Source organism: Nitrospira sp., from assembly GCA_037045225.1.
Classification (GTDB): Bacteria; Nitrospirota; Nitrospiria; order Nitrospirales; family Nitrospiraceae; genus Nitrospira_A.
The window spans coordinates 18,621-45,514 of the sequence record JBAOHZ010000003.1 but is presented as its reverse complement, the minus strand read 5'-3'; the positions used below and the strand labels follow the sequence as shown (position 1 = coordinate 45,514).

At 55.7% G+C, this 26,894-nt stretch carries 25 protein-coding genes; 12 read left to right on the top strand and 13 right to left on the bottom strand.

Translation table 11 applies throughout. The annotated features are described in order from the left end of the window. Positions 1–28 precede the first annotated feature (28 nt). The 3 genes from V9G17_00280 to V9G17_00270 form a co-directional block, all read right to left on the bottom strand. Complete coding sequence (locus tag V9G17_00280; GenBank protein MEI2751009.1) at positions 29–1,582, bottom strand: AAA family ATPase; 1,554 nt, start codon at positions 1,580–1,582, stop codon at positions 29–31. 92 nt (positions 1,583–1,674) lie between these two features. Beyond that, positions 1,675–1,896 carry a hypothetical protein gene (locus V9G17_00275; GenBank protein ID MEI2751008.1) on the bottom strand — a complete coding sequence of 74 codons (222 nt, stop codon included), beginning with the start codon at positions 1,894–1,896 and terminating at the stop codon, positions 1,675–1,677. A 44-nt stretch (positions 1,897–1,940) separates the two neighbouring features. Beyond that, positions 1,941–2,651, bottom strand: coding sequence for a hypothetical protein (locus V9G17_00270; protein MEI2751007.1), 711 nt, complete (start codon positions 2,649–2,651; stop codon positions 1,941–1,943). A gap of 159 nt (positions 2,652–2,810) precedes the next feature. Here V9G17_00270 and V9G17_00265 point away from each other — a divergent pair, with 159 nt between their 5' ends. Next, on the top strand, positions 2,811–4,220 hold the full coding sequence (locus tag V9G17_00265) for a TraM recognition domain-containing protein (GenBank protein MEI2751006.1): 1,410 nt from the start codon (positions 2,811–2,813) through the stop codon (positions 4,218–4,220). Here the strand turns inward: V9G17_00265 and V9G17_00260 are convergent. From V9G17_00260 to V9G17_00230, 7 genes are all read right to left on the bottom strand, one after another. Continuing rightward, positions 4,189–5,304, bottom strand: a complete 1,116-nt coding sequence (locus V9G17_00260) for a site-2 protease family protein (protein MEI2751005.1) — start codon at positions 5,302–5,304, stop codon at positions 4,189–4,191. The genes V9G17_00265 and V9G17_00260 overlap by 32 nt on opposite strands. Continuing rightward, on the bottom strand, positions 5,301–5,831 hold the full coding sequence (locus V9G17_00255) for a hypothetical protein (protein MEI2751004.1): 531 nt from the start codon (positions 5,829–5,831) through the stop codon (positions 5,301–5,303). The genes V9G17_00260 and V9G17_00255 overlap by 4 nt, the downstream gene beginning before the upstream one ends. A gap of 65 nt (positions 5,832–5,896) precedes the next feature. Further along, positions 5,897–8,008, bottom strand: a complete 2,112-nt coding sequence (locus V9G17_00250) for an ATP-dependent helicase (protein MEI2751003.1) — start codon at positions 8,006–8,008, stop codon at positions 5,897–5,899. Between the two features lie 74 nt (positions 8,009–8,082). Then, a complete protein-coding gene (locus tag V9G17_00245; GenBank protein ID MEI2751002.1) occupies positions 8,083–8,697 on the bottom strand; it encodes a hypothetical protein in 615 nt (204 codons plus the stop codon). Positions 8,698–8,817: 120 nt separating this feature from the next. Next, on the bottom strand, positions 8,818–9,912 hold the full coding sequence (locus V9G17_00240) for a ParB N-terminal domain-containing protein (protein MEI2751001.1): 1,095 nt from the start codon (positions 9,910–9,912) through the stop codon (positions 8,818–8,820). A 515-nt stretch (positions 9,913–10,427) separates the two neighbouring features. After that, positions 10,428–11,105: a sigma factor gene (locus V9G17_00235; GenBank protein MEI2751000.1), complete on the bottom strand. Its 678-nt coding sequence runs from the start codon at positions 11,103–11,105 to the stop codon at positions 10,428–10,430. 22 nt (positions 11,106–11,127) lie between these two features. Next, positions 11,128–11,478 carry a hypothetical protein gene (locus tag V9G17_00230; protein ID MEI2750999.1) on the bottom strand — a complete coding sequence of 117 codons (351 nt, stop codon included), beginning with the start codon at positions 11,476–11,478 and terminating at the stop codon, positions 11,128–11,130. Positions 11,479–11,743: 265 nt separating this feature from the next. Here V9G17_00230 and V9G17_00225 point away from each other — a divergent pair, with 265 nt between their 5' ends. After that, positions 11,744–12,418 carry a helix-turn-helix transcriptional regulator gene (locus V9G17_00225; GenBank protein ID MEI2750998.1) on the top strand — a complete coding sequence of 225 codons (675 nt, stop codon included), beginning with the start codon at positions 11,744–11,746 and terminating at the stop codon, positions 12,416–12,418. 102 nt (positions 12,419–12,520) lie between these two features. Here the strand turns inward: V9G17_00225 and V9G17_00220 are convergent, their stop codons facing one another. Next, on the bottom strand, positions 12,521–13,855 hold the full coding sequence (locus tag V9G17_00220; protein MEI2750997.1) for a hypothetical protein: 1,335 nt from the start codon (positions 13,853–13,855) through the stop codon (positions 12,521–12,523). 38 nt (positions 13,856–13,893) lie between these two features. Beyond that, positions 13,894–15,030 carry a hypothetical protein gene (locus V9G17_00215; GenBank protein ID MEI2750996.1) on the bottom strand — a complete coding sequence of 379 codons (1,137 nt, stop codon included), beginning with the start codon at positions 15,028–15,030 and terminating at the stop codon, positions 13,894–13,896. A gap of 159 nt (positions 15,031–15,189) precedes the next feature. Here V9G17_00215 and V9G17_00210 point away from each other — a divergent pair, with 159 nt between their 5' ends. Beyond that, complete coding sequence (locus tag V9G17_00210; GenBank protein MEI2750995.1) at positions 15,190–16,977, top strand: AAA family ATPase; 1,788 nt, start codon at positions 15,190–15,192, stop codon at positions 16,975–16,977. Between the two features lie 285 nt (positions 16,978–17,262). Here the strand turns inward: V9G17_00210 and V9G17_00205 are convergent, their stop codons facing one another. After that, positions 17,263–18,669, bottom strand: coding sequence for a transposase (locus V9G17_00205; GenBank protein MEI2750994.1), 1,407 nt, complete (start codon positions 18,667–18,669; stop codon positions 17,263–17,265). A 362-nt stretch (positions 18,670–19,031) separates the two neighbouring features. On the opposite strand from V9G17_00205, the gene V9G17_00200 reads away from it, so the two are divergent. The 9 genes from V9G17_00200 to V9G17_00160 all read left to right on the top strand — a co-directional run bounded on the left by V9G17_00200 (position 19,032) and on the right by V9G17_00160 (position 26,889). Next, on the top strand, positions 19,032–19,844 hold the full coding sequence (locus tag V9G17_00200; GenBank protein ID MEI2750993.1) for a hypothetical protein: 813 nt from the start codon (positions 19,032–19,034) through the stop codon (positions 19,842–19,844). After that, positions 19,834–20,622, top strand: a complete 789-nt coding sequence (locus V9G17_00195) for a hypothetical protein (GenBank protein MEI2750992.1) — start codon at positions 19,834–19,836, stop codon at positions 20,620–20,622. The genes V9G17_00200 and V9G17_00195 overlap by 11 nt, the downstream gene beginning before the upstream one ends. 1,332 nt (positions 20,623–21,954) lie before the next feature. Beyond that, positions 21,955–22,275 (top strand): hypothetical protein, encoded by a 321-nt coding sequence (locus V9G17_00190; GenBank protein MEI2750991.1) that lies wholly within the window; start codon positions 21,955–21,957, stop codon positions 22,273–22,275. Between the two features lie 78 nt (positions 22,276–22,353). Further along, on the top strand, positions 22,354–22,635 hold the full coding sequence (traL, locus tag V9G17_00185; protein ID MEI2750990.1) for a type IV conjugative transfer system protein TraL: 282 nt from the start codon (positions 22,354–22,356) through the stop codon (positions 22,633–22,635). A gap of 5 nt (positions 22,636–22,640) precedes the next feature. After that, a complete protein-coding gene (locus tag V9G17_00180) occupies positions 22,641–23,222 on the top strand; it encodes a TraE/TraK family type IV conjugative transfer system protein (GenBank protein MEI2750989.1) in 582 nt (193 codons plus the stop codon). A 10-nt stretch (positions 23,223–23,232) separates the two neighbouring features. After that, complete coding sequence (locus V9G17_00175; GenBank protein ID MEI2750988.1) at positions 23,233–24,006, top strand: type-F conjugative transfer system secretin TraK; 774 nt, start codon at positions 23,233–23,235, stop codon at positions 24,004–24,006. 20 nt (positions 24,007–24,026) lie between these two features. Further along, on the top strand, positions 24,027–25,313 hold the full coding sequence (locus V9G17_00170) for a TrbI/VirB10 family protein (GenBank protein ID MEI2750987.1): 1,287 nt from the start codon (positions 24,027–24,029) through the stop codon (positions 25,311–25,313). A 29-nt stretch (positions 25,314–25,342) separates the two neighbouring features. Beyond that, positions 25,343–26,119: a DsbC family protein gene (locus V9G17_00165; protein MEI2750986.1), complete on the top strand. Its 777-nt coding sequence runs from the start codon at positions 25,343–25,345 to the stop codon at positions 26,117–26,119. A gap of 38 nt (positions 26,120–26,157) precedes the next feature. Continuing rightward, entirely contained in the window at positions 26,158–26,889 is a 732-nt protein-coding gene (locus V9G17_00160) for a TraV family lipoprotein (GenBank protein ID MEI2750985.1), read from the top strand. The last annotated feature ends 5 nt before the right edge of the window (positions 26,890–26,894 follow it).

Here is a 26,894-nt window from a genome sequence, read left to right as displayed (position 1 = left end):
TTCCTTTTCTCTAGGCGACAGCGCTGGCTTATTGCGCCAGGGTAATGGTGCGAGGACGTGTGTGATGCGGCGTGTCTCGGTTCTGGTCAAAAACGCCCTCACGGTTCGCACTCAGATAAGTCTGATGCGCCTGTGCTTCGAGTGCCTTGATGCTTTCCTTTGCACTGATGGCCGTGGGAACGATGTACTTGGCTGCCTCGGACAGTGGCATAGAGAGTTCCCAACTGAGCCGAGCGCAGCGCTCGATTTCTGCGCCTGTCCAGTTGTGATCATTCGGTCGGTCTGTGTCGGCGGCGAGACCGAACTTGGCGAAGTAGATGTTCCAGATCGCCTCGCGCTCATCCTGACTGGGGAGATCCACATACCAGGTGCCGTAGCCGAACCGACGGATGAGTTCGGGCGGTAGCTGACTGATGTTGTTGGACGTGGCGATAAAGCAGGCTTTGTCCTGAGAGATAGCTGAGATGACATTCAGCGCTTGCCGCATCTGTTGTTCACTTGAGCCTACCAGTGAAGACTTGAGACCAGAGATGTCTAAGGCGATGGTGGGGATGTTCGCCTCGGCTCCCGTGGCTTTCGCAATGGCACTCTTCGAGGTGCCGTTGGGGCCGACGAGGAGTAAACCTGAGGCCTGGTGGTCCTGCATGTAGCTCAGAAGAATGCCGAGTAAGGCCTGAGAGACGCCTGATGTATCTGAGGCTTGTCCAGTGGATCCGGAGAGGCTTTTTTCAATCTCGTCTAGCCAGACGATGCAGCGGGGAGCGCGTTTGGAGACCAAAACCTGTTTGAGGAAGTGTTTGATGGTAGCGACTCCCCCGATTTGCGCGTAGCTGCTCCCTCCTCGCCAGACGCTGAGTCCTGGTGTCGCATCGATGATCTGTCGCTTGCGTTCCCACAATTTGTCCACGTTAAGTCCGCTCGCTTGCATGGACCGAGCGACTTCCTGTTCGGCGGTGAAGGCCCCAAGGCCAAGCGTGGCATCGACGGCCTTGGCCAATGTGGCATGATCGGGTAATGGCAGCGATGCTGCAGAGAGCTGCTCTTTGATAATGGATTCCAGCTGTGTGGCCGTCGGGAGCGGCTCGTTTAGGAGCACCACGTCATTGGCGAGCTCCGGTGGCAGTTTAAATCCGATACCCAGGAGGACGATCGTACTTCCGTTCGTCTTATAGAGGTCGCGGCAATTCCAGAGGCCTTGAATGAAGAAATCGTTTGAGAGGTAGCGGTGTCCGTTCAGGATGAATGTCAGTGTCCGTTGCGGCACCTTTTCGAGGACGCGGAGGGCTTCTGCAGGGTTGATGGTCGTATTTTGCTTGGAGGGCCCGACATTTTGGGTATGCCAGTTCTTACCCTCCTCATTGAGCGGGATCAGGCCATGCCCAATATCCCATTTTAGTATTGGGAAAGCATGGAGGCCGAATTCGTTGTCGGTATCAGCTTGGGAGGCGCTGGCGACATTGACCAATGACCAGGCAAGGGCTCGCATGGTGGCGGCTGGGTCCAGTGAGTTGACGGCAATGAGCGGCACACTGACGTTTCTGGCAGTACGAAAATCGATGGCCAGCGGGTATTGTTCTGACATGTGGATCCTTTTGGTTTCGGAGGGTAAGAGGTCGTGATCCATGAAATGGTGTTAGAGGCACGCTGGTGGCGCGGTCGTTTCTGGGGTAGGTATTAGCTGGTGATTGGGGTGTCCATGAGGGAACGAATGCGTTTGCCGGTCTCGATAAACGAGGCATGGTTGTCTGTCCGGTAGTCGCGATCACACTTATCGAGTAGTGTCATGATGATGGGGAAGCGGGGGTCTTCGGAATTGAGCGAGGCCGTCAACTGAGCAAGGCGTTTGAACCGTTGGAGCCAGATGTTGTGTGGAGGGGTGGGCAGTGGGACTGACATAGAAACTCCGTGTGACCTGAGTAAAGGGACTTTCTTAGCTAGGTTCAGCTGCAACCGGTGGAGCTCCCGCATGTTGAGCATGTTCGACACGTGCCCCGTCGGACGAGAGTGAATCGATGACACTCTGGGCACGGGTCGCCCTCGTAGCCCTTGATTCGGGCTTCTTCAATGTCGTTTGTTGGGTGCGAGGCCATGGTGTTGAGCGATGAAGATTCTTGCCGTGTTTGGTGGTTTGTGGATTTGGCATAGGGTTTGACGGAGTCTCCCCGGAGGTCGTCATGAGTAACCTGGACATGAGCGAGGTCCTGTCTGTCGAGGTAGTTGATCGCCAGATCACGCATGATGTAGTCGAGGATGGACGAGGCCATCTTGATTTGATCGTGTCCCGATACCGGTCCGTTAGGTTCGAAGCGCATCAACGTGAAGGATTCAACGAATTCTTCGAGCGGAACGCCGTATTGCAGTCCTAAGGATATCGCGATTGCAAAGCAGTTCATGAGACTACGAAATGCGGCACCTTCTTTGTGCATGTCCAGGAAGATTTCCCCCAGAGTTCCGTCTTCATACTCTCCTGTCCTGATATAGAGCTTGTGCCCGCCTATCGTGGCTTTCTGGGTATAGCCTGTCCGGCGATTCGGCAGGTTCCGATGTGTTCCTCTGGCCGTTACGAGCTGGCGCGGCTCGGGGGTGAGGGCGTGTCTATCGGCATCTTGGTTATCTCTGGGCTGGGCCAACATTTTTGTAGTGATCTCCATGGCTCTCCGGGTTGTTCTGATTTCGACTTAGTCGATATCTTTGTATTACTGATGTCTAAATGAGTGAGGGTGTGGGCGGCAGAAGGAGCTTGGATATGACCTACTCCTGTGTATGGCTGAGACAATGGTCTGGTAATACACGATGAGAAGGGGGGAGCCATGTCGGAACAAGGCATTGAGGAATTGAGGATCCGTAATCGAGCAGGGCAGCGAGATCCCATTGTGGACGGGAAGGTCTTGGTGGGATATGGCGCATGTTTGCAGGACCCTCAGCGAAGAGAAGGATACCTTGTGATCCGAGATGAGGATCGTTCTGGGCATGTGGGGATTTTTGGGACGACCCGTATCGGGAAAACGCGATTGATGGAGTCCATCCTCGAGCAGGACATCCGGAGTCACAAATCGGTGGTTGCAATCGATCCCAAAGGGGACATCGACCTCTTTTCAAAGGTCGTGCAGGTCGCCGCAGAGGCCGGGAGGCTGGACGAAGTGATGCTGGTGACGCCGATCTTTCCAGACTACTCCAACTATCTCGATCCGTTGGCGAATTACTATATGGAAGATGAGTTGGTCAGCCATATCGTCTCAGGGATCAAGGTGAAGGATGACTACTACCTCTCCATTGCGTCTGAGGTTTCCCAGGTGATCGTCTCGGGACTAATCAAACTCGCGACAAGTCGAGGGCAAGTCCCGACCATCTCCTTCAACGATGTCAATCAACGGGTGGGCTACACTGAATTGATCAATTTCCGTGATGTCCTAAAGGTTCTAAATGATACGGAGGAGCTGTGCGGCTTGATTGATAGAGTGTGCCATGGTCCCGGCATCGCGGAGCATTTCGCCAAGGTGTCGTCGTCCCTTCGCACGATGCTGAGCGCGCTGACGTTTGGGAATATTGGTCGGATTATTGGGAAGGCGCGAACCAATGAATTCATCACTCGTCTGGAGCAGGGCAAGCGGGTCATCCTGGTATGTCATACTGGGTCATTGTTGAGTCCTCGCGCGTCCCTCATTTTCGGACGGGTGTTTGTGTCTATGATTCAAAGTCTCGTTGGACGTCTTTTCGCGTCCGGCCGTCAGTTGGATCCTCCGTTGTGCGTGCATATCGACGAAGGGCATAACGTGCTGTATCCGGGGATTCAAGAAATTTTCAATAAGGCCGGCGGGGCAAACGTTTGGCTGCACTTCTATGAGCAATCAGGTGCGCAAATGTCGGCTGAGATTGGAGCGGATCTGGCCCGAAGTATCAGCGACAATATCAACAGCTGGATCTATTTTCGAGTCAATCATGCAGAGACAGCGCAAAGTGTTGAGGATGCTTCCCCGCTGGTGCAACGGCCACGGTCGGTCGTGTCTGTGCAAGGCAACGTCACCTTGCATCTGAATGAAGAACGCTTGGTGTTGCGAGACCGCGTGTTGCATTTGCCAAAGCGGTGTTTTTACATGCGTACTCATGGGCAGTGGTACAAAGGGAAGACGCTGGATAGCAGTGCGTCCTACGTCCAGGTGAAGTTTCCTACACCTGCGGTCAATAGCCCTAAATCGGAAACCCCTCCCTCTGCCGCGTAAGCGTAGGACCGGAGTCCGGATCGCCGATTGCGTCTTGGACTCGGGCAATCATCGAGCGTGTCACCATTCCGACACACGTCTCACCTGCAAACACCAACAGTTGATCCGAACCGCTGAGGAGCATCGCATCGAGCGCCCGTTGCAAAGTGTGAACCGGGTGCACGATTAGATCTGAGGACAAGTTGCGAATGAACGGGGTGATGGTCGTTCCGTTCGGAGCGAGCCACTTGGGGTCGGTGCGCACGTCTTTGTAATATACCAATCCTGTGATCTGCCCGTGTTCGGCGGTGGGGTAAGCTCGGTACCCGTAACGAAGAAACTGGTCTTGCAGCTCTTGTAGGGGCGTATCGTGGGCCAGCGTCACCATGCGATCCCGCGGAATCATCACTTCCTGCAGCGGTCTGGTGAGCTGTTCACTCTGTTGTACGGTGCGATAAGCGGTCTCGGCGATCATGCGGAGAATGCCGCCGATAATCGCAAGCCATAGCGTTTGGTACTGAAAGATTATCCCTAGAATGCCGATGGCCATCATGCCGCTGCTGATTTGTTTGCTCATTTGAGCGGTACGTTCAGTGGCGACCGCAAAGGAATGGGTTTGAGTCCACAAGACTGCCCGTAAGATGCGGCCGCCGTCCATTGGCAGGCAGGGAATGAAGAGATTGTAGGCGCCGAGTGTGAGATTAACTTTGTAGAGGAAGTTTGCCAGAGGGTCTGCCTTCAGCGCATAGAGGAGGATGGTAAGGAGAAAGGAGCAAGCTGGACCTGCGAGGGCGACCAGAATTTCCACCCGAGGGCTTGAGAGTTCCCGCTCAAAAATTGTCCAACCTCCGAGAATGTGCAATTCGATGGTCTTGACGGCGTACCCGAGTCGCCGGGCGGTGACGGCATGGGCCAGTTCATGCAAAAACACTGAGACGAGAATGAGGAGGGTGGCGATTGCTCCGGACGCCCACTGGTAGCTGACGGGGAGGTCAGCCTGCGTGTCGTGAAAGTAATTGGCTGCGAGACTCCAGGTGATGAGACCAAATCCGATGAGCCATGTGTAATGGAGCCGTACATGGAAACTGGCGACGAGGAACGTCATTCCTTCTCATCCTTGCTTGGCTGGGGTGTGTGTCTGCGAACCCGTGTGAAGGAACGAGTGGTGCTGCTTCGAGGTGCGGTGGAAGCTGGTTCTCCCGTGACTTTAGTCTGTCGCTTCTCGATCGGTGACAACTGCGCCACAGGTCGCGGGGGATGTGGTTCCATTCGTGGCTGATCGACGGGCGCCGTTCTGCCCTTCCACGAGCTTGCGGCAGATTCGAACCGCCAATGTCCCTTTGCGAGGTCTTGAGGTGAAGCCTGCCCGGCCACGTATTGGACCACTTTGAGGGCGTCATCGACTTCATCGGCAATCGCGACGAGGATCAAGTATCCCTTAGGGACGACGAGATAGAAGCCGCGATATTCCCGGTCTTTTGTTTCACCGCGTTTCACTTCAACAATGTCCCCGACCGCGGCATCGAAGGTGCATTCGCCGACGGCCCCAAAACGACCTACTGGGGTGATTTGAATGGCGTAAAAACCGCGTGCCAGAGATTTGGTCTCGGTGTCCCATGTCACGCGTGCCACAAAGGGGCGATCCTTACGTTCGCATTGGGTGCGGAACTCGAAACGGAATATGCAGGGAGACTTCATCAGACTTGATCCATCGCGAATCCAGGAAGAATGTCGTCTGGGATCGGCGCGAGAAACCGACAGAGCGAGTCAAGGTTCTGCTGAGATGCGTTGTGATAGTGCTCTGACGGATATGTGAGGAAGAGCTGGTTCCGCGGTCGCGTAATAGCTACATAAAGGAGGCGTCGTTCTTCTTCAAGGGCGTCCTCGTCATGCCAACTTCTGACCGGAGGAAACTGCCCATCGAGGACCCAGATAACAAAGACCACATCCCACTCCAAACCTTTGGCGCTATGGATTGTCGAGAGAACGAGGTGGTGTTCTGGGTGGGCATGCTTGGTACCCGGTGTGGTCGAAGGGTTCAACGTGAGGTCTTCCAAGAATGCCCCTAAGTTGAGTGATTGCCTCGCGAGATAACATAGTTGCTTCAGATCTTCGAGCCGGACTTTGGCATCTTCTGGATAATCGCGTTTAAGAATCGGCTCGTAGTGTTTGATTACGAAGGTGAGACGATCGGCTAAAGAAATCGTATCGTCCTGCGTCGTCCGGATAACGTTATTTAAAAGCCGGATAGCTGATTCCGCCTTGCCAGGGACATGATCGAGCACGTCCAGAGGGTGGGGGGCCTCCTGCATGGTGGCGATAAGCCGCTCGGCGAGCTTCGGCCCGACGCGATCGAGGAGCAGGAGTAGCCGATGCCAGGCATTGCTGTCGAGAGGATTGTCTGCCGCGCGGAGATACGCGAGCACGTCTTTAAAGTGTGCTGTTTCGGTTAGCTGGAGACCACCATATTTGACGAAGGCAAGCTTATGCCGTGCTAGCGTCAGTTCAAGGTTGTTCGAGTGGGCAGAGGAGCGAAATAAGACCGCCACGCGGTGGAAGGGAATACCCTCGTCGCGGCATTGCAGGATACGTTCCGTGAGTAAATCGCTTTGCGCCTGTTCTGAATAACAGGCGATTAGTTCCGGTGGCTGGCCGCCGTGTTTCGTGGTGAAGAGTCGTTTCGGATAGAGAGCCTTTGCATCATGGAGAACGGTGTTGGCCAGGGTGAGGATAGGGGCTGTGCTGCGATAGTTGTGTTCGAGTTTGTAGAGCCGCACGTCGGAGAAGACGTCTTGAAACTCCAACATGTTTTTCGTGTGGGCACCGCGAAAGCCATAGATACTCTGGGCGTCGTCACCGACGACCATCACGTTGTGATGGTGACTGCCCAGGAGCCTAATAATCTCGGATTGGAGTTTGGTCGTGTCCTGGTACTCGTCGACAAGGATGGCCTGATAGTGTGTCCCGAGTCTGCGACGGGTAGGCTCATGGAGGCAGAGTAACTTGTACACCAGGAAAAGCAAGTCGTCGTAGTCAACGCGATGTTGGCGCCATTTCGTTTCCGTATAGGCCCGAAACAGAACGACGAGCTGAGGGGTGTGTGTTTCAAGCCAAGGGAAATCGCTGGAGACGGTATCCGCAATCGAGCGAAGCGTATTCACGGCCCGACTAAAGAGGGCCAGAATGTGTTGTTTCTTGGGAAACCCTTTCCGACGGGAAAAAGACAGTTTGCTCATCAACAAATGCACCAGTCCCTGCGCGTCGTCTTCATCCATGATGCTGAACTTGGGAGGGAGACCCAGTGCGCCTCCATAGTGCTTTAGCCATATCAACCCCATGGCGTGGAAGGTGCCGCCTTGGATCTTCAATGAGTGTTGCTGGAGAAGGAGTTGCGTCCTGTGGATCATTTCTTCTGCGGCTTTGCGTGTAAACGTAATGAGAAGGATTTGATCGGGGGGAAGCCCTTGGGTGACGAGGTGTGCAACGCGATGAATGAGCGTGTGGGTTTTACCGCTGCCAGCGCCAGCCAAAACCAGTGTCGGTTCGGCTGGGGCTGTCACCACGGCGAGTTGCTCTGGATTGAGTTGCGCATTCTGAATGAGGGGCGAGATCGTGGCGAGATCCAGCGAGACAGTTATTTGTCGCTCTTGGGTGATGCTATCTGGGGTCTGAATGCGTGCGTGCAGCCAGTCTGGGAGTGTTTGAGACGGGAGTGTGTGGGAGGATGGTTCAGACGGATCCTCCATCGGCAACGACGGATCGAGAGGGAGCGGGACCACGGATGTCGTGTTGGCGTCATGGATAGACATGAAGTACCTATGTGTTACCGGAATTGGACGGAGTGAGGTTTTCGGGAATTGATAGACGAGGGATGTTGGTCGGGTTAGGGAGTGCGGGTGTCAGAAGCGGTAGGCCTGGTCGTCTGGATTGTGAGTGGCGTGCTCAGGAACCGACAGTATCCGCCTGTTTGGGACTCAGGCGCGAAGAAGTCGCAAGCAATGCATGCCCGAGTTGTTGGGATTGTGTTGGTCGCAATAAGGCTATAGATGGCCCGTTGGAGTTGGTGGAGCAGATCTCGTACCCCGGCATCTGATCCACATTCCGCATACTGGTAGAAGCTGGTGGTCCACGATTCCAGTGAGATAGCTACAGTGTGTCCGGACGCCGTGAGTTCGTAGCTGGTCTGTTCAGGGGCGTGCTGCGGTAGCGTATGTACTTCATTGCGTTGCTCAAGATTGAGGAGAGCGCTATCGATCGTGGATGGGTTGATCTTGGTAATCTGGTGTAGCTCGGTGCGCGAGAGGTGTCGGTCTTCATTGGCCAATAAGATGCACAACAGGAGTCGTTCGGTCAGTTCGATTGGTGTATCCAAACTGTGTGCGGCGGCAAAATTATACAGAGTGATTTTGGAAAGTGTTGTGCGGAGCACAGACCGATGATCTTCGCCCGGTTGGGCGTGATCGACGGATGCGAACGATTCAGGAGAGGAACACTGCATGTGTAGATTCTCCAGTTTCCACAGTTCAGTAGTACAAGTATTAGATGTCTCGGACAAGTGGCCAAATGCCTGTTGCATTGGGGCGCTGACTTGGGGATTTCCCCATAAGCTTACGTAGCACTAGGTATCAGCAGAGAGCCCCTTGTGTACTGACAGCGTTTGTCGCGGTGTGTGGAGCGGCGAGGCTGTGGGGCTCGGGAGCACTTGTTCGAGCTCTCCTAGGGCCTGGCTAGTGAACTTGATATGTTCGAGAATCGTAGTCTGATCAGGGGTGGTCAAGGTGGCAATGCGCTGGGCAAAGGCCTGAAGCAATTGGATGGTTTTACGTGTGTGCAGCAGCCCAGAAATGAGGGGGCCTGCCTCGTCGATCGTCAGGCTCTGGGAGCGACCTTTGCGCTGTAGTTTGAGAATGCGCTCGGCCTTGTGGTCGAGATCGTCGCTCGTCAGTTGCCGTTGAAGGGACTGGAGCTCCTCGTGTAACTTTTCCTTCTCGTCAGTCTGTGCCCGCAGTTGACGAGAAAGCGAAACGTTGTGTTGTCGTACTTCCTCTAATTCCTTCTTCTGCTGTGCGACCTGTCTTTCAAAATCCTTGGTCAGCTGATTTATCTGGCGGATCAGGTGTTTGTGCCCCTTGGGGGTTGGTGTTTCCGAAGTGTCCGGTTCTTCTGCGGCGAATTTGTTGTTCTGTGGTTCCGGGAAGCGCTGAATGCTCACCTGTTGTATTTGGGCCATCCACTTTGAGAGGAAATCACGTTGAGTATCGTGATTGGATTGTGTGAGTTGGAGTTGCACTTCAGGAGGCAGCATGGGAAGCACATCCAAGAGCTCTGGAATCAGCCGTTCCCTTAGCTTGGTGCGGTAGCGCTTTTCCTCATCCTGCATTTGTTGGCGGAGAGTGTCCGACAATTGGCGTCGATGGATGTTATCGAACAGCGCGGCGACCTTCAGTTCCAAGGTTGTCACAACGATGCAGGGCACTTCGGGGATGTTGAGTTCCTGCGCGATGCTCAGGCGGTGGTGTCCTGCGAGTACTACATAGGGTTGCGCGGAGGCTATGTCAGTGGGTTGTCGTTCGACTCGCAGCGGATCGTGAATTCCAGCCTCTTGGATGCTAACTTTCAGGCTCTCTCGCTCGGTTGGGGTGAGCGGGGGAAAGAGGGTGGCGTATTCTTCATGGACTCGGATTTGCGAGATGGGAATCATGATGATCTGCATGCCGGACTCCTTGTTGCTGACTGTGACGAGCGATGATTCTGTAAATGTGACGTCGGGACAGCTCATGCCCGCGACGATGAAGTTCCCGTTGGAGCTGATGACTGGTGATCGTGGGCTGTCGGCGGAGGATTCCATTGGCAATTTGTTGAGCGCTGGAGTCCGGCTCAGCGAGGTTTTTTGTCAGTCTACGTTGGATTGCAAAGTTGCGATGAAGCGCGGACAAATAGTGCAGAGGGACCACATATTGCCGACCTCGATAGCGGCCCTGAGACGGGGTGGTAACGATGTACCACTGGGCCGGTGCATGCTGAAGAATGGTTTGCACGAGCCTTGGCAGACTATCGCGTTCCAAGGTTAACCACCGATAGAGCTTCCAATCACTGCAGGGAATATTGTGGGCACGGCAAATCTCCCTGAACCCGCTCATGGGCAGAACTGGCTCCATGGGCATCGGAGTAGGCCCTGCGTGGAGCCCCACCTCCCGGCAGATGGTTTCCGCGAGGCTTCGTGTCGTATCAGTTGGCATAGTTTCGACGTTTCCGTGCATGACGAACGGAGCTGCCACTGTCAGGAGAGAATCGCGTGATGGTCTGCTCCGACTCGGTCAACAGGTTGTGATCGAGGGCGGTTGGCTGCGGAATCGTCCTGGCGCGTTTGCGAGAGAACTCGATGAACCGATCGATGGCCGTGAACGCAAGCACCTCATCGGTGTTGGGTAGATCGGGCAGTCCCATGGATTCAGGCGAGGCGTCAGGGGATACGGGCGGTTCGTGAGTCGCCAGAGGAACAAGCCTTCGGAAGATGCGACTTTTAAAGCCCTGGCTGTGTAAGCGCCGCTTTTCTTTGATGAATGTGGAATAGGGCAGCGTCTTGACGTATTGGTCGTCTTTATCTGTGATTTCGACCAATTTGTCCCGGCCATCAAATTCGCTTTGGTATGCTTTCTGGATATAGCGATAGAGGAAGGTTTGGAATTGGGCGTTGCCACGGGAAAAATCCCATTTCTCAGTGGCCTTTCTGACGGCCAGAAATCCTATCTGCTCTAAATCTTCAATTTCATAGGAGCGATCTAAATTGCAGTAGCGCTTCGCGATCGAGTGGATGATGGGTTTGCTCTGCTGAAACAGCTTGAGTAGTGGCGAAGTATCGTCTGAGTCGATGGCGAGTTGTTGAGCTTGTGTTCGAAACGACATGTGGTTGTCCTTTCCGATGGGGTTAGATGAGTGAGGCCGTGAGTTCCGGAAAATGAAAGAGCGTGTGGCAACGTTGCTGGAGACGATGATGGTTCCGTGCGTAATATGTGCGTGCGCAGGCTTGTGTGAATCTGTGCGCCAGGTCCCGGCGATGGTTCAGTGTGCAGGGATCGGGATGGTTGACATAGAGGGTGACGATGGCTTTCAGGAGGTGCTGTGAGGGAATGATGTCGTTGTTGAGCAGCCGGCGCATCCAGACGTCGGTAATGCCTAATTGATTGGACATCGCCTTCGTACTGAGGTTGAGTTCGCACTGGATGAGTGCGAGAAGTTTTCCCGCTTCTTCAGGAACAGGATGGGACGTGACATTCATGCGGCTGTCCTTTCTCCTTTGGTGTAAGTGGTGATGATCAACATAAACAAATGTTTGTTTGTTCATCACTGTGTTACTGCCCTCGGGAATGTCAGCAGGACTATACGCAGGTTTTTTGGGGTCTGAAATTGGGAAGGTAGAGTAATCCCCATAGGCGTATGGACAATAGATTGGGGTTTTCCTATAATTTGCGAACAAGCGTTTAATCACTTCGCAAGCGACGGTTGCGCATCTGTCTAAGTCTGATCGGGAGAGTGCAGCGGGTATGGTGCTGGTCAAAGATTTGTTAGTCCGCATGCGGATTGCCCAGAATCTAACTCAAACGGAGTTGGCTGAAAAATTGGGGTGTACTGCCTCGCACATATCGATTATTGAAGGGGGAAAGAGCAGCGGGCGGAAAAAGATTCTCCCGAGTGATGATATGTTGCGGCGGATTGCGCAGTGCCTAGGTGGTTCCCCGCTCGATGTGCAACGGCGAACGTATCAACTCCTGCTCGCCCGAGCTCGGGAGGTGTGTTCGCCCGAAGTTGCAGAGCTTTTAGATGATCAGATTCTTTCGGGTATGCCTGCTGCCTTTTTGGAGCGGGTCCGGCAAGACGTAAGTCAATATTCGGACGAGGATCTTTCTCGGGTTACGGAGCAGCTGCAGCTGGGTGGACGACTGAAGCAGATGCTGTCAGGCATTGGTCGGTTGAGCCAAGCAGAAGTGGCGCGCTTGGCCCAGGTCTTAGGCCAATCGTCGGAGACCTACCTGGTGGATGCCGGGTATCTATCTGAATCCGCGAGATTATTGTTCGGACGCAATCCCAACTGTGTGAATATCCTTCAAATATTTGGGTCTTTACGCCCAGAAACGCAGGAAGAATTGTTGCGTTTTGGCGAGGCGTCCGGAAGTCTTTCAGTGACGGATGGCGCGCGCCTACCAGCTTCCCATGAGTAAGCGTGTCCCGGAATGTGTTGCGCTCGTGTCATAAGTGCTCAAGGACGGCCTTGAGCCGCCCTTGAGGCACTCTCACATTCCCTTTGCCTGGTTGACAGTGGCCTAGAACTCCGGTTCCTCCTCCCCTGGTACTGTCCCAGAAGTGGTAAGGATTGGCAGTTCCTCCTCCTTCATCTCCTGGAAGGCTGAAAAGTCTCCACTAACAAGTTGGTCGATCAGCGTCGAAGCTTGTCGTTTCGTGTATCCCGCAGTCAGAGTTTTCACGTGCGGTTCTGGGATACCCATCGAGAGGACGAGGCCCATGATTTTCTTAAACTGAGGATCGGTCATGGTATCGGCTGCTGACCCTGTGTTCACAGGCGTGGCCGGAGGAGCGTTCGGGCTCGGTGTGAAGAAAGAAAAGTCTTCAGCGAGGAGTTTCTTGATGAGTCCCGACGCTTCGCGCTGTGTGAGTGCGCGGACTTTCATGCGGACCTCATCCTCTGTGAGTGGCAAGTCCTTGGTTAGCCGAAGCAGGTAGTTGGTCTGGGCCAGTGAGATGGGCGGACCTGCTGGTGGGTGAGTGGCCTCCGGCGCTTTCGCGGCGGCTGTCTCGGGCGTGGACATCGGTGGGATCGCCGGATTGTGCGTCTCAGATCCGGGCTCTCCCACGGACTCTGCTGGTATGGGGCTGGGTTCTTCTTCTAACTCCTCTTCCATGACGACGTGTGCGCCTGGATCCAGAACCGGGTTGATTTCAATCGGCTCCTGAATTTCCAACATCTTAATCTTTCTCAGGACCGTCTCCGTTTCCTGTTGGTGCCTGGTCGTCTCGTCCGCTGAGCCTTCATAGCGCAATTCGAGCGGATAATGAGTGGTCGGGCGTCCTTCGCGGCGTCTTGTGACGGGCACGCGACGGAGTTTCAGCGGGATCATGGCAATACGTCCGAGGGTGAGCGCGAGGAAATCGAAATAGGAGTTAATCTTCTCCATCGAGTTGATACTGCTGGAATCGATCTGAAACAGGCCGCCGCTGCTGACTTTCGGGATCATGAAGATGAGATTTGCGCGTGGTCCGCATTCTCCGGACTCGAGTTTCTCGCATGGACAAGATCGCGATTCAGTTTTCCAGGTGTCTTGATTCAGGCGACGAGCCACCTGATTGTTCCCAATGCATTGTAGTCCGGCGGATTCTCCATACCAGCGGAGAGCTTGCGGGCAGTTGACCGTGGGATCGTTGGAGACGAACATCACCTCCAACTCCTTGGGTTGCGCCCCGAAGACCTTGGCTACTTCTTCTGGGACCACGAAATGAGGCGTTTCCTTGGGGTAGAACCCGCTGGGGCCGCTCACTTTTACGCCGAGACGGATCTTGCCGATGATAGGCATGCGGCGTCGGTTAGAAATGCCGTTAATGCGGTTCATGGGAATGAACGTGGGTTTGTCTGCGTCGGACATGATGCCTCCTAGTCATGATAATCAGCTGATGAATACAGTTACGCGATTTGAGTCGTCGGTTTAGGCTTTTTGAGAGGGGACCGGCGTTTCGGTTTGGTTGCGTCGACGACTTTGGACAGTCGGCCTGCTGAGAAACGGCTGTAAGTTTCCTTCACGGTCGCGCGTTCAATAGTGGCTTTAGAGAGTTTGGTTTGATCCAATTTGCTCTGTTCATAGGGTGATGACGCGATGTAGTAGCCATGCCCCTCCGCGCGCGTGATCCCCTCGGTGCGCAATTCCAACTTAAATTGCTGCTTTAGGGCGTCCAGTCGCTTTTGTTTCGGAGTGAGCGCTGCAAGCTCAGTTTGTAGGTCGAGATACTCCTCCACGGCCGGCACCAGCCCAGTACGAAGTTCCGCGATTCCCTCAATGGGGACCTGGTCGACCCCTTCCCAGCAAAACTGATACGGACAGTAGGCGCAATGGAAGTTGTCGGCATTGGGGTACGGGCGTGGGGGCAACGCGTCCTGATCACGGTACTGTTCCACCTCTTCAAAGCGTCGGAGTGCCTCTTGATACAAGCCCACGAAGTCTTGGTGGGGGTATACGCGTGTGCCTGTACTGTGGGTGATTTCCAGGACCGTCAGGCGGTCGTTTTCCCGGTCGTAGCGGACTCGATATTCAAGGAATGCGCTTTGGTTCTTGTTTTTGATGAGGAGGAGAGCTTCGTCGATATGAGGATTCAGTGCGGCCAAACCAACCAGATAGAAGACCACTTGTACGAGATAGTTAGTCGGGTAATTTCCTTCTGCATAGCGAGTGAAGGTGAAGTGTTCGACAGCCTTTAACTCTAGAAGGCGATCAATTCCCAAGAGGTCCGTGATGACGCCGTCAATGTGGCCTTTAATTGGGAAGGGCTGACCCTGGAAGGTCGTGGTCGCGCAGGTCAGTTCAAGCTGCTGGCTGTGGAGATGAAACGTGCTCTTAGCAATCCAGTTTAACACCAGTTCTTCGTGCCAAGTACTGTCGTCGAGGACAACGAGGAATCGACCGCTTGGACTTTTTGCGGGAGCATGCCGGGCATGGTACGTGAGTTTGCGGATGCAGTGGTCTGGACCGGCATTCGAGGGACGAGGCCGGTACTCCCATTCCTGATGTTCCATGAGAGCGAGTGGATGAATGAGTTCAGCGAGCATAGGGCCTCCGGGTGAGTTCGTGCAGCGCGTCGATCGACCGGGAGGTCGTGCGGTTCGCTGAAGTGAACGAGCTGTGACATACCGTTTTGGTTCCAAAACGGTATGTCACAGAGTTGCAGAGATGAGTGCGTGATGGCTGAAGCATGGGGAGGGAGAAGCATGGTCTGCTCTGGATCCTTAGAAGTGCGCGTGCAAGGGGAGGTCGTCTCAGCCGAGATGGCGGGCAGTCCTGAGGAAATGCCTAAGGTGGTTGGGGTGATCACGAGTCGGACCCGTGCGCGCCGTGGGTCTGGCGATTGGATCGAAATAGCTCGTAAGCATCGGGCGTTTATTCCGGACGGACTGTCAGTCCCTTCGGTCGGAGAGGTGGGAGAGTGCTGGGGGCGAGTGATAGCCAATGGGCCCGATCCCTTTCTGATGGTGTCCAGGATACGATCACGACGATTCGAAGCCTGCGCGAGCTCATCGGAGTTGTTGGGGGTGCTCGGCTTGCGTCGTTCGCCCCCACGTCAGGTCGTGAAGGTGTTTCAATTGTTGGGCCCGCTGGTGGAATGGCTGTGTTGTGCAGGCTGGAAAGCCGTGGCGCGCAAACTCGTCAAGGGAACGCTACGATCGGTGCAGGCCATCGCTGCAGATCCGTTTCTACTATATCGACGTCGAGGCCTCCCATTTCAGGCTGCGGTGGCGGCCGCACAGGTGTTGGGGCACGACTTGTATAGTGACGAACACTATAAGGCCGCAGTGATGGAGGCCCTTGCACAAGCCGATGAAGAAGGGATCGGAGGGATTTCTGACGCTCATCTTGTGGCACGGTGCGCAGAGCTGATTGGACTGCCTGCGGATCGGGTAGCGTCGTCAATCACACTGCAGGCAGGACGTGCGGGGAAATGCGAGCAGGGCTTGTGGTTTTCCCCAGGGGTGTATTTTGTGCGGAAGAAAGCCCTGGCCATGATTCGAGCGAATCAGCAGGACTCAGGTAACGCGAGTCCCAGCGTGCAAGCCAGGGCGTTGCGCTATCGGTATACGGTGGTTACCGGTGGGGCTGGAAGTGGAAAGACTGAGCTAGCGAGGTCTCTCAGTGCTCAGGTGCGTGAGCGAGGAGGGACGGTGGCGGCCACGGCGATGACCGGGAAAGCGGCGACCCTCCTCGGGGAAGACGCCACGACGTTGCACAAGTTGCTGGGGTATGGAGGCGGCGGCTATTCGGTGTCGAGTGTGGGTGCCGACTTGGTCTTGGTCGATGAGGCTGGCATGCTGACCTGGCATATCCTGTATCGATTGTTGTTGAGCTGTCGCGGGCAAATCGTGTTGATCGGCGATCCGGCGCAACTAGCCCCGGTGGGAGCGACTCCTGTGATGGCGGAGCTGTTGACTGTCTTGCCTGTGGTGCACTTGGGCGAAGAAGGATCCAAGGGGTCGTTGCTGGTCAAGGTCCAGGTGATTCGCTTCGCATCCGAGGCGCTTTTGCTGCATCAGTTGCGGAAAGTGGTGTGTGGCTATCAAGACACTGGGGTCGAGTGGCAGGCGTTGTCCCCTGTGTACGCAGGAGGCCTTGGTGTGGATCGGTTGAACCGATTGCTGCAGGAGATTGTGAATCCGGACGGACTGCCATGTCACGGTGGGTTTCGAACGGGCGATCGCGTCATTGTCACGAAGACTCGATACGATGGCGGTCAGCGAGCAGTCAATGGTGAGCAAGGGCGGGTGCTTGGGGGAATGGGTGACACGATAGCGTTGCGCCTGGACTCTGGGCGCGAGGTAGCACTCAGGGCGGATGAGTTGCAGTTAAGCTATTGCATTACCGTGCATAAAGCGCAGGGGAGTCGCTACCAGTGCGTGGTGTTTATCATTCCAGAGCGGGAATGTGGGGCCTTTGCAGTCGAGGAGCGCATGCAATATGTTGGCAGAACACGTGGACGTGAGGCGACAGTCTGTATGGTGTATTAGCGTGGGGGCTGGTGCATGAGGCCCGGTCAATGGCGAGGTTCACAGCAACGGAGGCCCATGACCTTGCGTGCTTTCGGAGCCACAGTGGTAAAGCCCATGGCGACACGGAGCCTGGACCGTATTCTGACATTGGAATATCACGATACGAGTCCGTCGGGGAAGAATCAGATGGGGCTGTTGGTTGTCGATGGCCGGATTCGCCGGTATCCAACGAAGCGCTTCATGCGGTGGCTGACGAATGTGGAACGGGAGTTTAGGACTCAGCTAAAGGGGATGCAGCCGTACCTACCGATCCAGGGGGAGTGTTATGCGATTGTGGAGTATGTGCCGGGCGATCTTATCACACGGGATCTCCCGGGGATGCAGGATGCGGTCTGGCATATGTGCGAACGATTTGGGATTTTGACATCCTCCCCGGCCTGAAGACCGGGGATTCTTACGGCGCTCGGGCGAGTGATCGAACCGCGCCAGAGTCGCTTCGGTGGGTTCCTGCTTCGCAGAGGCTGCACGTTTCACCTTTGCAGGTGTGGGGTGACTGATATCCTCTCCACAGGCTAACTGGGCGTGTCCCGCCCTTAATACATTAATCGCCCCGACCACATCGGCGTGGCCCTCGAACCCGCATTCGACGCACCTGAATTCCGTCTGAGTCTGTCGGTTGTGCCTTGAGACGTGGCCGCAGTGTGGGCAGGTTCGGCTGGTGTTCCGTGGTGGCACAGCGAGCAGCCGTCCAGCATTCCATGCCAGCTTATACTGCAACTGGCGGCGGAATTCGAACCAGCCCTGGTCGAGAATGTGTTTGTTCAGGCCTGACTTAGCCCGAACGTGTCTACCCGGTGCTTCGAGGCTCCCTCCCGCTGACGCGGACATGTTTCTTACCTGCAAATCCTCGACGATTACGAGAGCGTGGTTGTGGCTGATCGCGGTCGTGGCTTTGTGCAAGTAGTCACGGCGGACATTGCCGATGCGGGCATGGATACGCTGGATGCGGGCTTTCGCCTTCTTCCAGTTGTTGCTGAATTTGGTTTTACGACTCATCGCCCGCTGCGCTTTGCGCAGGCGAGTTTCGTGCTGTGTGAAGCTGTTCAGTGGGGCCAAATAGCTGCCAGTAGAGAATGTTGCGAACCGTGCAATCCCCATGTCGATACCGACTGCGTCGCCATTGGGGAGGGGCGGCTCAACCTCTCGCTCTGTCTGGATGGAGACAAACCATTTTCCGCACAACTGGCTCACGGTGACGTTCTTGACCGTGCCGAGTACTTCACGGCTGTTGCGATATCGTAGCCAGCCAAGTTTTGGGAGGAATAGGCGGCTATTACCTTGCTCCAGCTTGATCTGTCGAGTATCCGGATAGCGGAACCTCTCACTCTGGCCTTTTTTCTTGAAACGTGGACAGGCTGCACGCTGGGCGAAAAAATTGGCATAGGCTCGCTCCAAATTCTTGAGCGATTGCTGCAAGGGGTGCACCGGTGCATCGGCCAGCCATGCCGTTTCCTGGCTGTTGCGCCATTCGGTGAGTAGCTTGCATAAGCCGGCGTAGCCCAATTTCTTTTCGCGTCGCTCATAGCGCTCTTTCTGCAGCGCCAAAGCCCTATTAAATACGAATCGACACGAACCAGCGAAGCGACGCATGTGGTTCTGCTGCTGGCCATCTGGCATCAATTCAAATTTGTAGGCCTGTATGCGCTTCATGACGAACTGCTAGTGATGCCTCTGAGAAGTGAGCACGACCATGTCCGCACGCTCTGTGAAAGGCTTCAACGAGGTATTGAGCTGCCTGCTGGGCTGAGGTGCAGGCTCATACAGGAATTACCGGATCACACGGCCAATGGATCGCGCTGATCCACGGCTCTCCTTGCGAATTGTGCCTGCCTCATGGTCCCTGGAATGGGCCATTAGGGACCTGTCAGGGGGCGTGACACTGACATCTTCTCTCCTCTGCCCCTGACGTCTACTCGATCCAAAATCTCCTGCCTTTCCTGTCCTTGGTCCTTCGGTAATACGAGGGTAACAACCTTCTATGTTGTGCAATTCCTATAAGGAGCTTGGGACTAATGCGTGGAGGCAGGAAGTGGTTACTGGCGGTTGCGGGGGCCCTGGGGCTCGTATGCCTGGGGGGCAACGTGGTGATGGCACTCTCCCCGGTAAATATCAGTCCGGGCTACCCTACGTCTCTCGATGACGCCTACCCGGTGCCCACAGATCAAGTGGTGATCCAGTCGGCGATCCGGCCCGACATCACGCGGAATGATTCGGGCTCTGAGAGTGGGCGCTTCCGGGCGACTCACGATATTCGCTATGGCGCCACAGAAAATATGGAATTGACGGTCAGTGGGACGTCGCTCCGAGGTCCGCTCAATCCTGGGACGATGGACGATCCTAGGTCGATCCAGGTGGGAATTCTAGCGCGGTTCCGGAAACAGGCCGAAGAACGAGAGCTGCTGCCATCGATTAGCGTGCGCGTATTGGGTGAGGTGCCCTATGCGGGAGACCGAACGAATCCTGGCTTGCGCGGGGCGTTGGTCACGTCCTGGAATCTTGGGAATCGGTGGTGGCTCCATGGCAATCTGGGATATGAGGTCGTGCCGTCATTTCAGCCAGGCCATTGGGTCCCGCATCGTTCGAGCATCATTTTTGTGAACTTGGGGTTTGTAAAAGCCCTGGATGAATCTTCTGCGATTGTGGGTGGCTTGCGATTCCAAGAAGACCCGCTCAATTCCAAGAAGCAAGTCGCTAGTCCGGAGCTGGGGTATGTCTTGGCGTTGGACAAACACTGGTTGTTCTCGTTGAGTGCCTCCCGTGATTTCCTCGGATCTGTTGGGCAAGCGGCGTTTCGTGGGTCAGTGGGAGTGATCTATGCCTTCTAGCGCAGTAGGAGGGCTGATGCTGGAGTACGCGGCTGATTGGCAGGAATCGTTGGTGCAACGGGCTGAACAGTGTGCGAGGTCCATCACGTATGTGGCGGGAGAGTTGATCCGCGAACGCTTTCGGCTTGGCGGTATAGTGGTTGAAGCCCTGGAACGGAGCCAGCATGGGGATGCTGTCGTCGTGAAGATGGCAGAACGTATGTCCGCAGCGGTCGGGAAGTGTATTCGTCCACACATGCTGTACGAGTCCGCGAGGATCTACAACGCCTTCGGAGGGCAGTGGGAGCGGATTGAAGCCCTGCGCGCCCAATTGAGCTTTCCCCTTTCCTATAGTTATCTCGTCCGATTCTGTCTGCCGGCCTTGACTATGGATAGTGCCTGGAATGCCGAACAGGTGACGTATTCCAACGACTCTGAATTACGGGGCTTCGAGAGTGCGGTCTTGCGTATCGAGGCGCGTGTGCAGGCTCATCGTACGCGGCAGCAGGAAGGTGGCAAGGAAAGATCGACGGATCTCGAAGCCGAAGGGTTCGTGGGGGCCTGTACGCAATCCGCAGAATTTCAAGAGATGGCCGTCAGAACCATTGTGCGGCGGCTTGATGTGTTGTGCGAGGCACTGGAAGGAAAAGCTCAGCAGCGAGGCGTCGAATTGGAGGCGCTGCGTGAGTCGCAGGAGGCAATCGCGAGGATTGCCTCCAGAATGGCGACCCTCGGCACGCTGATCCATGCACCGGTGATGCATGCAGTTATCCCAGATAATAATACGAGTGTCTTGTAGTGAAGCGAGGAGAGCAAACAATGGGACTGTATGCAAATTTGTTGAAACCGTGTCCTCGTTGTAACGGAGAGTTGTTTGGGTATCGTTCACACGATGGTGACGAATTCATGGATAGGTACCTTCATCAGTGTCTTCAGTGCGCGCGTTTATTCCAGCAATGTCCCGACGGGTCCTTCCGGGCCTGGGGTGGGGGGGTGGCTACTGTTAATCTGATCGCTTCTTAACCCGCTGGCGTCTTTTCTTGGTTCCGTCGTCGCGTCGACGACGTCCCTTCCGACATCCGGCAACCCCTGTTTCTGTTCGATACACCGTGGCAGTCGGTAATACCAAAGATGAACCTGGCGACTCGGAAGCCGTGGTGAAAGGGGGGAGTATGACAGGGGGACGGACGACTTACATGCCATGGGCCGGTCTCGTTTGTATGGGACTGCTGACCGTCGGGGGCTGTACGACGCGACCTGCTGCGTCGCCAACAATGTCCGAGGCAACGCGACTCTGCGGGCAAGGCTACACCTTCCCGACTACGGTGGTTTCCGTCCAATCTGGTCCGCAATGGCTTCTGTCTCGTCCCGCTGGATGCCCAGAGCCAACACCCCTGACGCAGGTCCCAAACAAACCGTTGGTGGCGGATCTCACACCGAAACCGATTAAGGCGGTGATGCATCGGCTCCAGACATTGCCGACGTTTTCTGCGGGTGCGCTGGCAGGCCGTCCAGGTGACATGTCTCGCGCTGCGGTGAGCAGCGTGGACAAACCAGCACCTCCTGGTTTCACAGGAAGGACGTCCCCGTCCGCCTGTCGTCGCGATCCTGAGGTGCGGCATCGAACCGTTTTGTTTGCCATGGGTTCGGCTGCTGTACCGGAGCGTGCGCAACGAGACTTAACGGAACTGTCCACAGAGGAGGTCTTCTATCTGCGGGTGGAGGGATACACCGATCCGACGGGGTCTCGGGAGACAAACGAAGAACTTGGGACGGCTCGGGCACACGCGGTGGCGAAAGCATTGCAGGCTGGCTTGAAGGTCTCGACTCAGGTGGAAGTGGTCGGCCGCGGAGGCTGCTGCTTTATGCCGAACCATGCGGACAGTCGACGCGTGGAGATCACGATGCTGCTGCGAGGTAGGTGTGGAGATCCCTCATCGGTTGAGGAGCGATCCCAAATACCTCCAGTAACATCTGTTGTGTCCACTGGTGTCACAGGCGACTCAGTAAAACCATAAGGAGAGGCTGAGGAGGAGCATGGCTATGCTGGAATGAACTAAGGGCGCTCATTCGGTTTGGCAACCACACGTCTTGTAAACAGTGAGCGACGAGCCAGAGGAGGGGCTGGAGTATGGGCAACGTCTTGAAGAGAGTGACCGGAGAAATGTGGCGAATGAGTCTCTTGTTGGGGCTCATGGTGCTTGCCTCGTTTGTGGTGCTGGCCGTGCCCGCGTTCGCAGGTGCGGATGCGACGTTTGGTCCGCTGGTCACGTTGTTGACCAACTATATGCAGGGGTCGCTGGGGACGTTGTTAGCCCTGGTGGCGGGGGCGATCGGGTTGGGATCGGCGATGGCGGGCCGGTGGGCCGGCATGTTCACCGGATTCGGTGTGGCGGCAGCAGCCTTCTATATCCCCAACATCATTCCGACCATTACCACGGGACTGATGTAAGCGGGCGGTACAGGCATGGTGTCGTGACGGCGGGACAGATCATGGCCCCGCCGTCACAATGAAGCAGAAGAGGGACAGATGAACGGCACATTTATTCCACGATATCTCGATAGCCTGCCCCAGATCTTTTGGTGGGAGATTGATGAGTTGGCCGTGCTCTTTGTGTGCATCTTTCTCGGCATTGTGACGAAGTTCCTGACCTACCTGATAGTGGTGGGGATCGTGAGCACGTTGATTTTGTCGAAAATGAAGAACGGGAAATCCGAGGGATTCCTCTTCCATTGGGCCTATTGGTCTGGTGTGCCCACGTTTCAGCTGACGGGATCACCTCACGGAACAACCCGAGAGATGATGGAGTAACGACGATGACAATCGAGCTGTGGAAATCAAAATTGCATAACGCCCAGGTCTTGAATCTGGTGTTCGCCGCCCTGGCAACAGTATTAGCGGTGGCGTTGGTGGCGAACGGATTTTTTCGGCAGAACGTCGCGGTTCATGTGGTGCCGATCAATCCGACGCAGGAATATTGGGCGAACGCAATGGGCGGCGACGAGTATTACAAAAAGTCCATTGCCATGGCCATGTTGCCCTGGATTGCCAATGTCACGCCGGCCTCTGTTGAGTTTCACCATCGGCAGCTTCTGCAGTGGGTACCGTCAAGCCACTATGGGCTTATGTCAGAGTCTCTCGGGGCGGAGGCCGTGTACGTGAAGACCAACAATCTCAGTCGTGTGTTTTTTGTGACGGCTAGTCGTGTGGACGGGGACGTGGCCGTGTTCGAGGGCATTGAGCGCCGATTTGTGGGAAAGAGCGAGATACGGGAAGAGGAGCGGGAGTACCGTATCTCGATGCGGTGGGATCAGGGCAGGCCGTGGGTGGTTGGGCTCTCTGCGGCTCATTTAGATCGTTCACGGCAGGATAGTCAATCAGATCCGGCAAAGGGGTAGGGGGAGACGTATGACATCCAGCGTGTATCGAGACTCGAAGCACCGGGCGATGGCGATGTGCGTCCTTGGCCTGCTGTTGTTTCTGTCTTGGGCCAGGTCGGTAGGAGCTGCGGTGGTGGTTGGTGATGAGGGTGCGACGTCCCTCACATTGTCTGGAAGAGATTTGAACGTCCTGACCTTTCCTGCCCCGATTACCATGGCGACGAGCTCTAGGGCGGATCTCAAAGCGAAGCCGGAAGGGCGCAACTTGATTGTCCAGGTGAAGACTGGCCCCGCTGATCTGGTCGTGATGGCCGGCGAGCAAACCTACGTCTTTGAGGTCGGGGTGAGCGTGTCGTTAGGCGCGCAGACCATTAGTATTGAAGATAGGCGCGTGGGGACTGTGGTCTATGACACGGATCCTGCTCGCCAAGCCGCTGACTATGTGGATGGGCTACTCGAGACTTTGCAGATGGCTGCGCGGGGAGCGTTACCGAAAGGGTATCGGCAGACGTCGATTGCCGAAGAACGGTATCCGAAGTGGCTTGAGCTGAAGGTGGTGCAGGGAATCGAGTATCGAGGGCCGAAGTACCGGGTGATTGTGTATCGATTGGTGAATACCGCGGGACACAAATACACACTGCGGGAACAAGAATTCCTGACCGGGGTTCAAAAAGCAATCGCCTTAAATCGCGAGGTGGTCGAGTCAGGGGAAGAAGTGGTGGTGTACCTGCTGGATGACGCACCGCCTGAACCGCCCAAACCCAAGCCCGAGCCGAAAGTGGATCCAGACGCAAAAAGCTAACCTCAGACCGGAGACCTAGGATGGCATCGATTAAACCGACGGAGAGCGCGATTCTCAACCCTGGCGACCCGATTCGTCCAGAGAAACCCGCTCCATCCAAACTGCTCGCGGGAGTGGTTCTGGTGGGTGGGTTCATCGTGCTGAGCATGGTGCTTCAGCAATTCCGAGGGAATCAACCGGGGATTGTCCGTGGGAAGTCTCCAGCCAAGACCGTGTCGATCAATCGCGAGGAAACCGACAAAGAAATTTATATGAAAGACGCCGGGGCCAGGATCGAAGCGTTGGAGCAGCAGCGGGATCAAATGCGGAGATTGTTGGAGCAGGACGGACGAGACAAGACCGAGATTAAGACTCAGTTGAGTGACCTGCAGAAGCGGATTGAGTCAGTGGCGCGGTCTGGTGGCGTGGTCTCAGCCGGGACGAAGAGTGGCGCGTTGCCGCCGCTGCCGCCTCCGCTCAGTGCCAATCCCGTGGGTGGAGGAAGTGCGACGCCTGTCTCGGCCATGCCGGTTCCGAAAGGCCCCATTCCGGTGCAAAGCACCCCGAAACCGGCAGGCGGGACGCTACCGGCCCCTGGGGCCGGGGGCGGGTTGACCGAGGGGTTTCAGGTATTTCGGCCAGAGATAGTGCCTGGCGCCAAAAAGAACGAGAAGAAATTGTGGCTGAATACGGGGACGATTATTCCCGTCAAATTGCTTTCTGGCATGGATGCACCGGCCCGTTCGACGGGGGCGCAGGGTGGGGGCGCCTCCGCAAACAGTCCCTACCCGGTGCTGATGATGGTGCGTGACATCATGAAGCTCCCGAATGAGGCGAGGATTGATGCGAAGGACTGTTTCCTAGTGGGAGAAGGCTTGGGAGATTTGTCCTCGGAACGCGTGATGATTCGTGGCAATGCCTTGTCGTGCGTGAAGAAGAATGGGGAAGCGGTAGATATCGAATTGAAAGGGTTTGTGAGTGGGGAAGATGGCAAACAGGGAATGCGTGGGCGGGTTGTCTTGAAAGAGGGGGCATTGTTGGGTCGCACGCTGCTCGCTGGTTTTGTGTCAGGCATCTCCCGAGCCTTTATGCCCTACCAGTCCGGATTTTTCGTCGCACAAAGCCCGAGCCAAGCCTTCAACTTACCGCCGGCCGGGCCTGTGGCGATGTCGGGAATGGCCGGTGGTGCCGGTCGGGCGGCTGAATTGTTGGCTCGCCACTACAGCATGATGGCTGCCTCCATTTTCCCGGTGATTGAAATCGACGCGCAACGGGAAGTGGATTTCATCGTTGGGACAGGACGTGAGTTAGAGGGGTTCTTCCAGTAATTCGTAGTGTGAAAGGGGGCATGATGGCGATGAGACGATCCTATCAGCAGATAATCGCGGGGCTGGTGTGTGCCGTGTGTGTGTCGGTTGCGGGAGAGTCGATCCTGAGAGCCGAAACGGATGATGCCGTGAGGCCTATCAAAACGGTGATCGAGCAAAAGTTTCCTGGCATGAAAGTGTTGCGAGTGTCCAAGACGGAAATTCCTGGATGGCTCTTGGTGGAGAGCGACAGTGACCGGGTGGAAAACTATATGTACGTGCATGAGTCTGGGCGGTACGTGCTCTCCGGGGCACTCTTCGATATTCAAATGGGCCGAAATGTTACGCAAGAGTATGTGAGAGACCGTCAGCAGGCGCTCTTGGCCGGAATGGATACCTCGAAAACCATTCTGTTGTCTCCCATGCAATCGAAGTTGGAGCGTCCGGTGCTGGTCTTTGACGATCCAGACTGTCGGTTCTGTCAGCAGTTTCATCCGGAGGTGCAGAAGCTTGTTGAGGCAGGTGTTCCGGTGGCCGTGGTTCTGTATCCACTGGTACGGACGCATCCGGATGCCTATCGCAAGTCTGTCGCCATTTGGTGTGCTCCCGATCAAGCCGAGGCGCTGGGGCGCGCGCTGATGTCAAAACCAGTAATGGGTGAGGTAGGGGCTTGCAGTCATCCGATCGACGAGAACATCAAATTGGGGAAGCGTTTGGGAGTGAACTCCACCCCAATGGTGTTTTTGCCAAATGGACAATCGTTTGCCGGCTATCGTCCTGCCAGTGAAGTATTGGCTTTACTGCAGATAGAGGCCCAGCAGAAGTAGAGAAGTCGAGTGGGCGGATTCTGGAGGAGGCATGCGACATGATGTCTGGGTATATCAGGCGCTACATCACACGAGGCGGATCATGGTACGGCTTGGGATCTGGGGTAGCTATGGGCCTGTCTGTCCTTCTGGCGGGCTGTGGGGGCTATGAGTCTAATTTCAGTTGTAAGGGGTATCCGGATCAAGCGACGTGTGAGTCCGTCTCGGAAGCCTACGAGAAGCGGTTCTCTGCTGGGCAGAAGGTGACGCAGTACACGAAAGACCAAAAGGGCGGTGGACAAGACACCAGCTCAAGCTCTGGCCCTGGTCAGGTCACTCCTCCGATGATCTTCAGCGGCAAGACGGACAGCGCCATAGGCAAGCCGGTGATTACGCCGGTGTCGGCTCTTCGTGTGACGGTATTTCCATGGAAGGATACGAAAAAGCGCCTCCATGATCAGTCGCGGCACTATCTCATTGTCGACGAACCAGATTTTATTTTCGGACACATGGCGCAGGGGGTGAGTGCTGGGTCGAGTTCGGGGCATGGAAAGGATCTGTATCCGAGAATGGGGCGGATGGTCGAGAAACGAGACGGAAAGAGAACACCCAGTGGGAATGCGGCGGCGAACGCCATGACGGAGAATGTTCCTGAAGTTGGACAACGTTCGGCGCCGATGTCCGTGAACCCTCTTGGCTCGGGTGGCATCATGCCGCAGGGATTTCCTCAGCTCCCTCAGACCGGGGCGTCCAATTATCTGACCGATGATGGGCCGCTGCCACCCCAGTAGTGGAA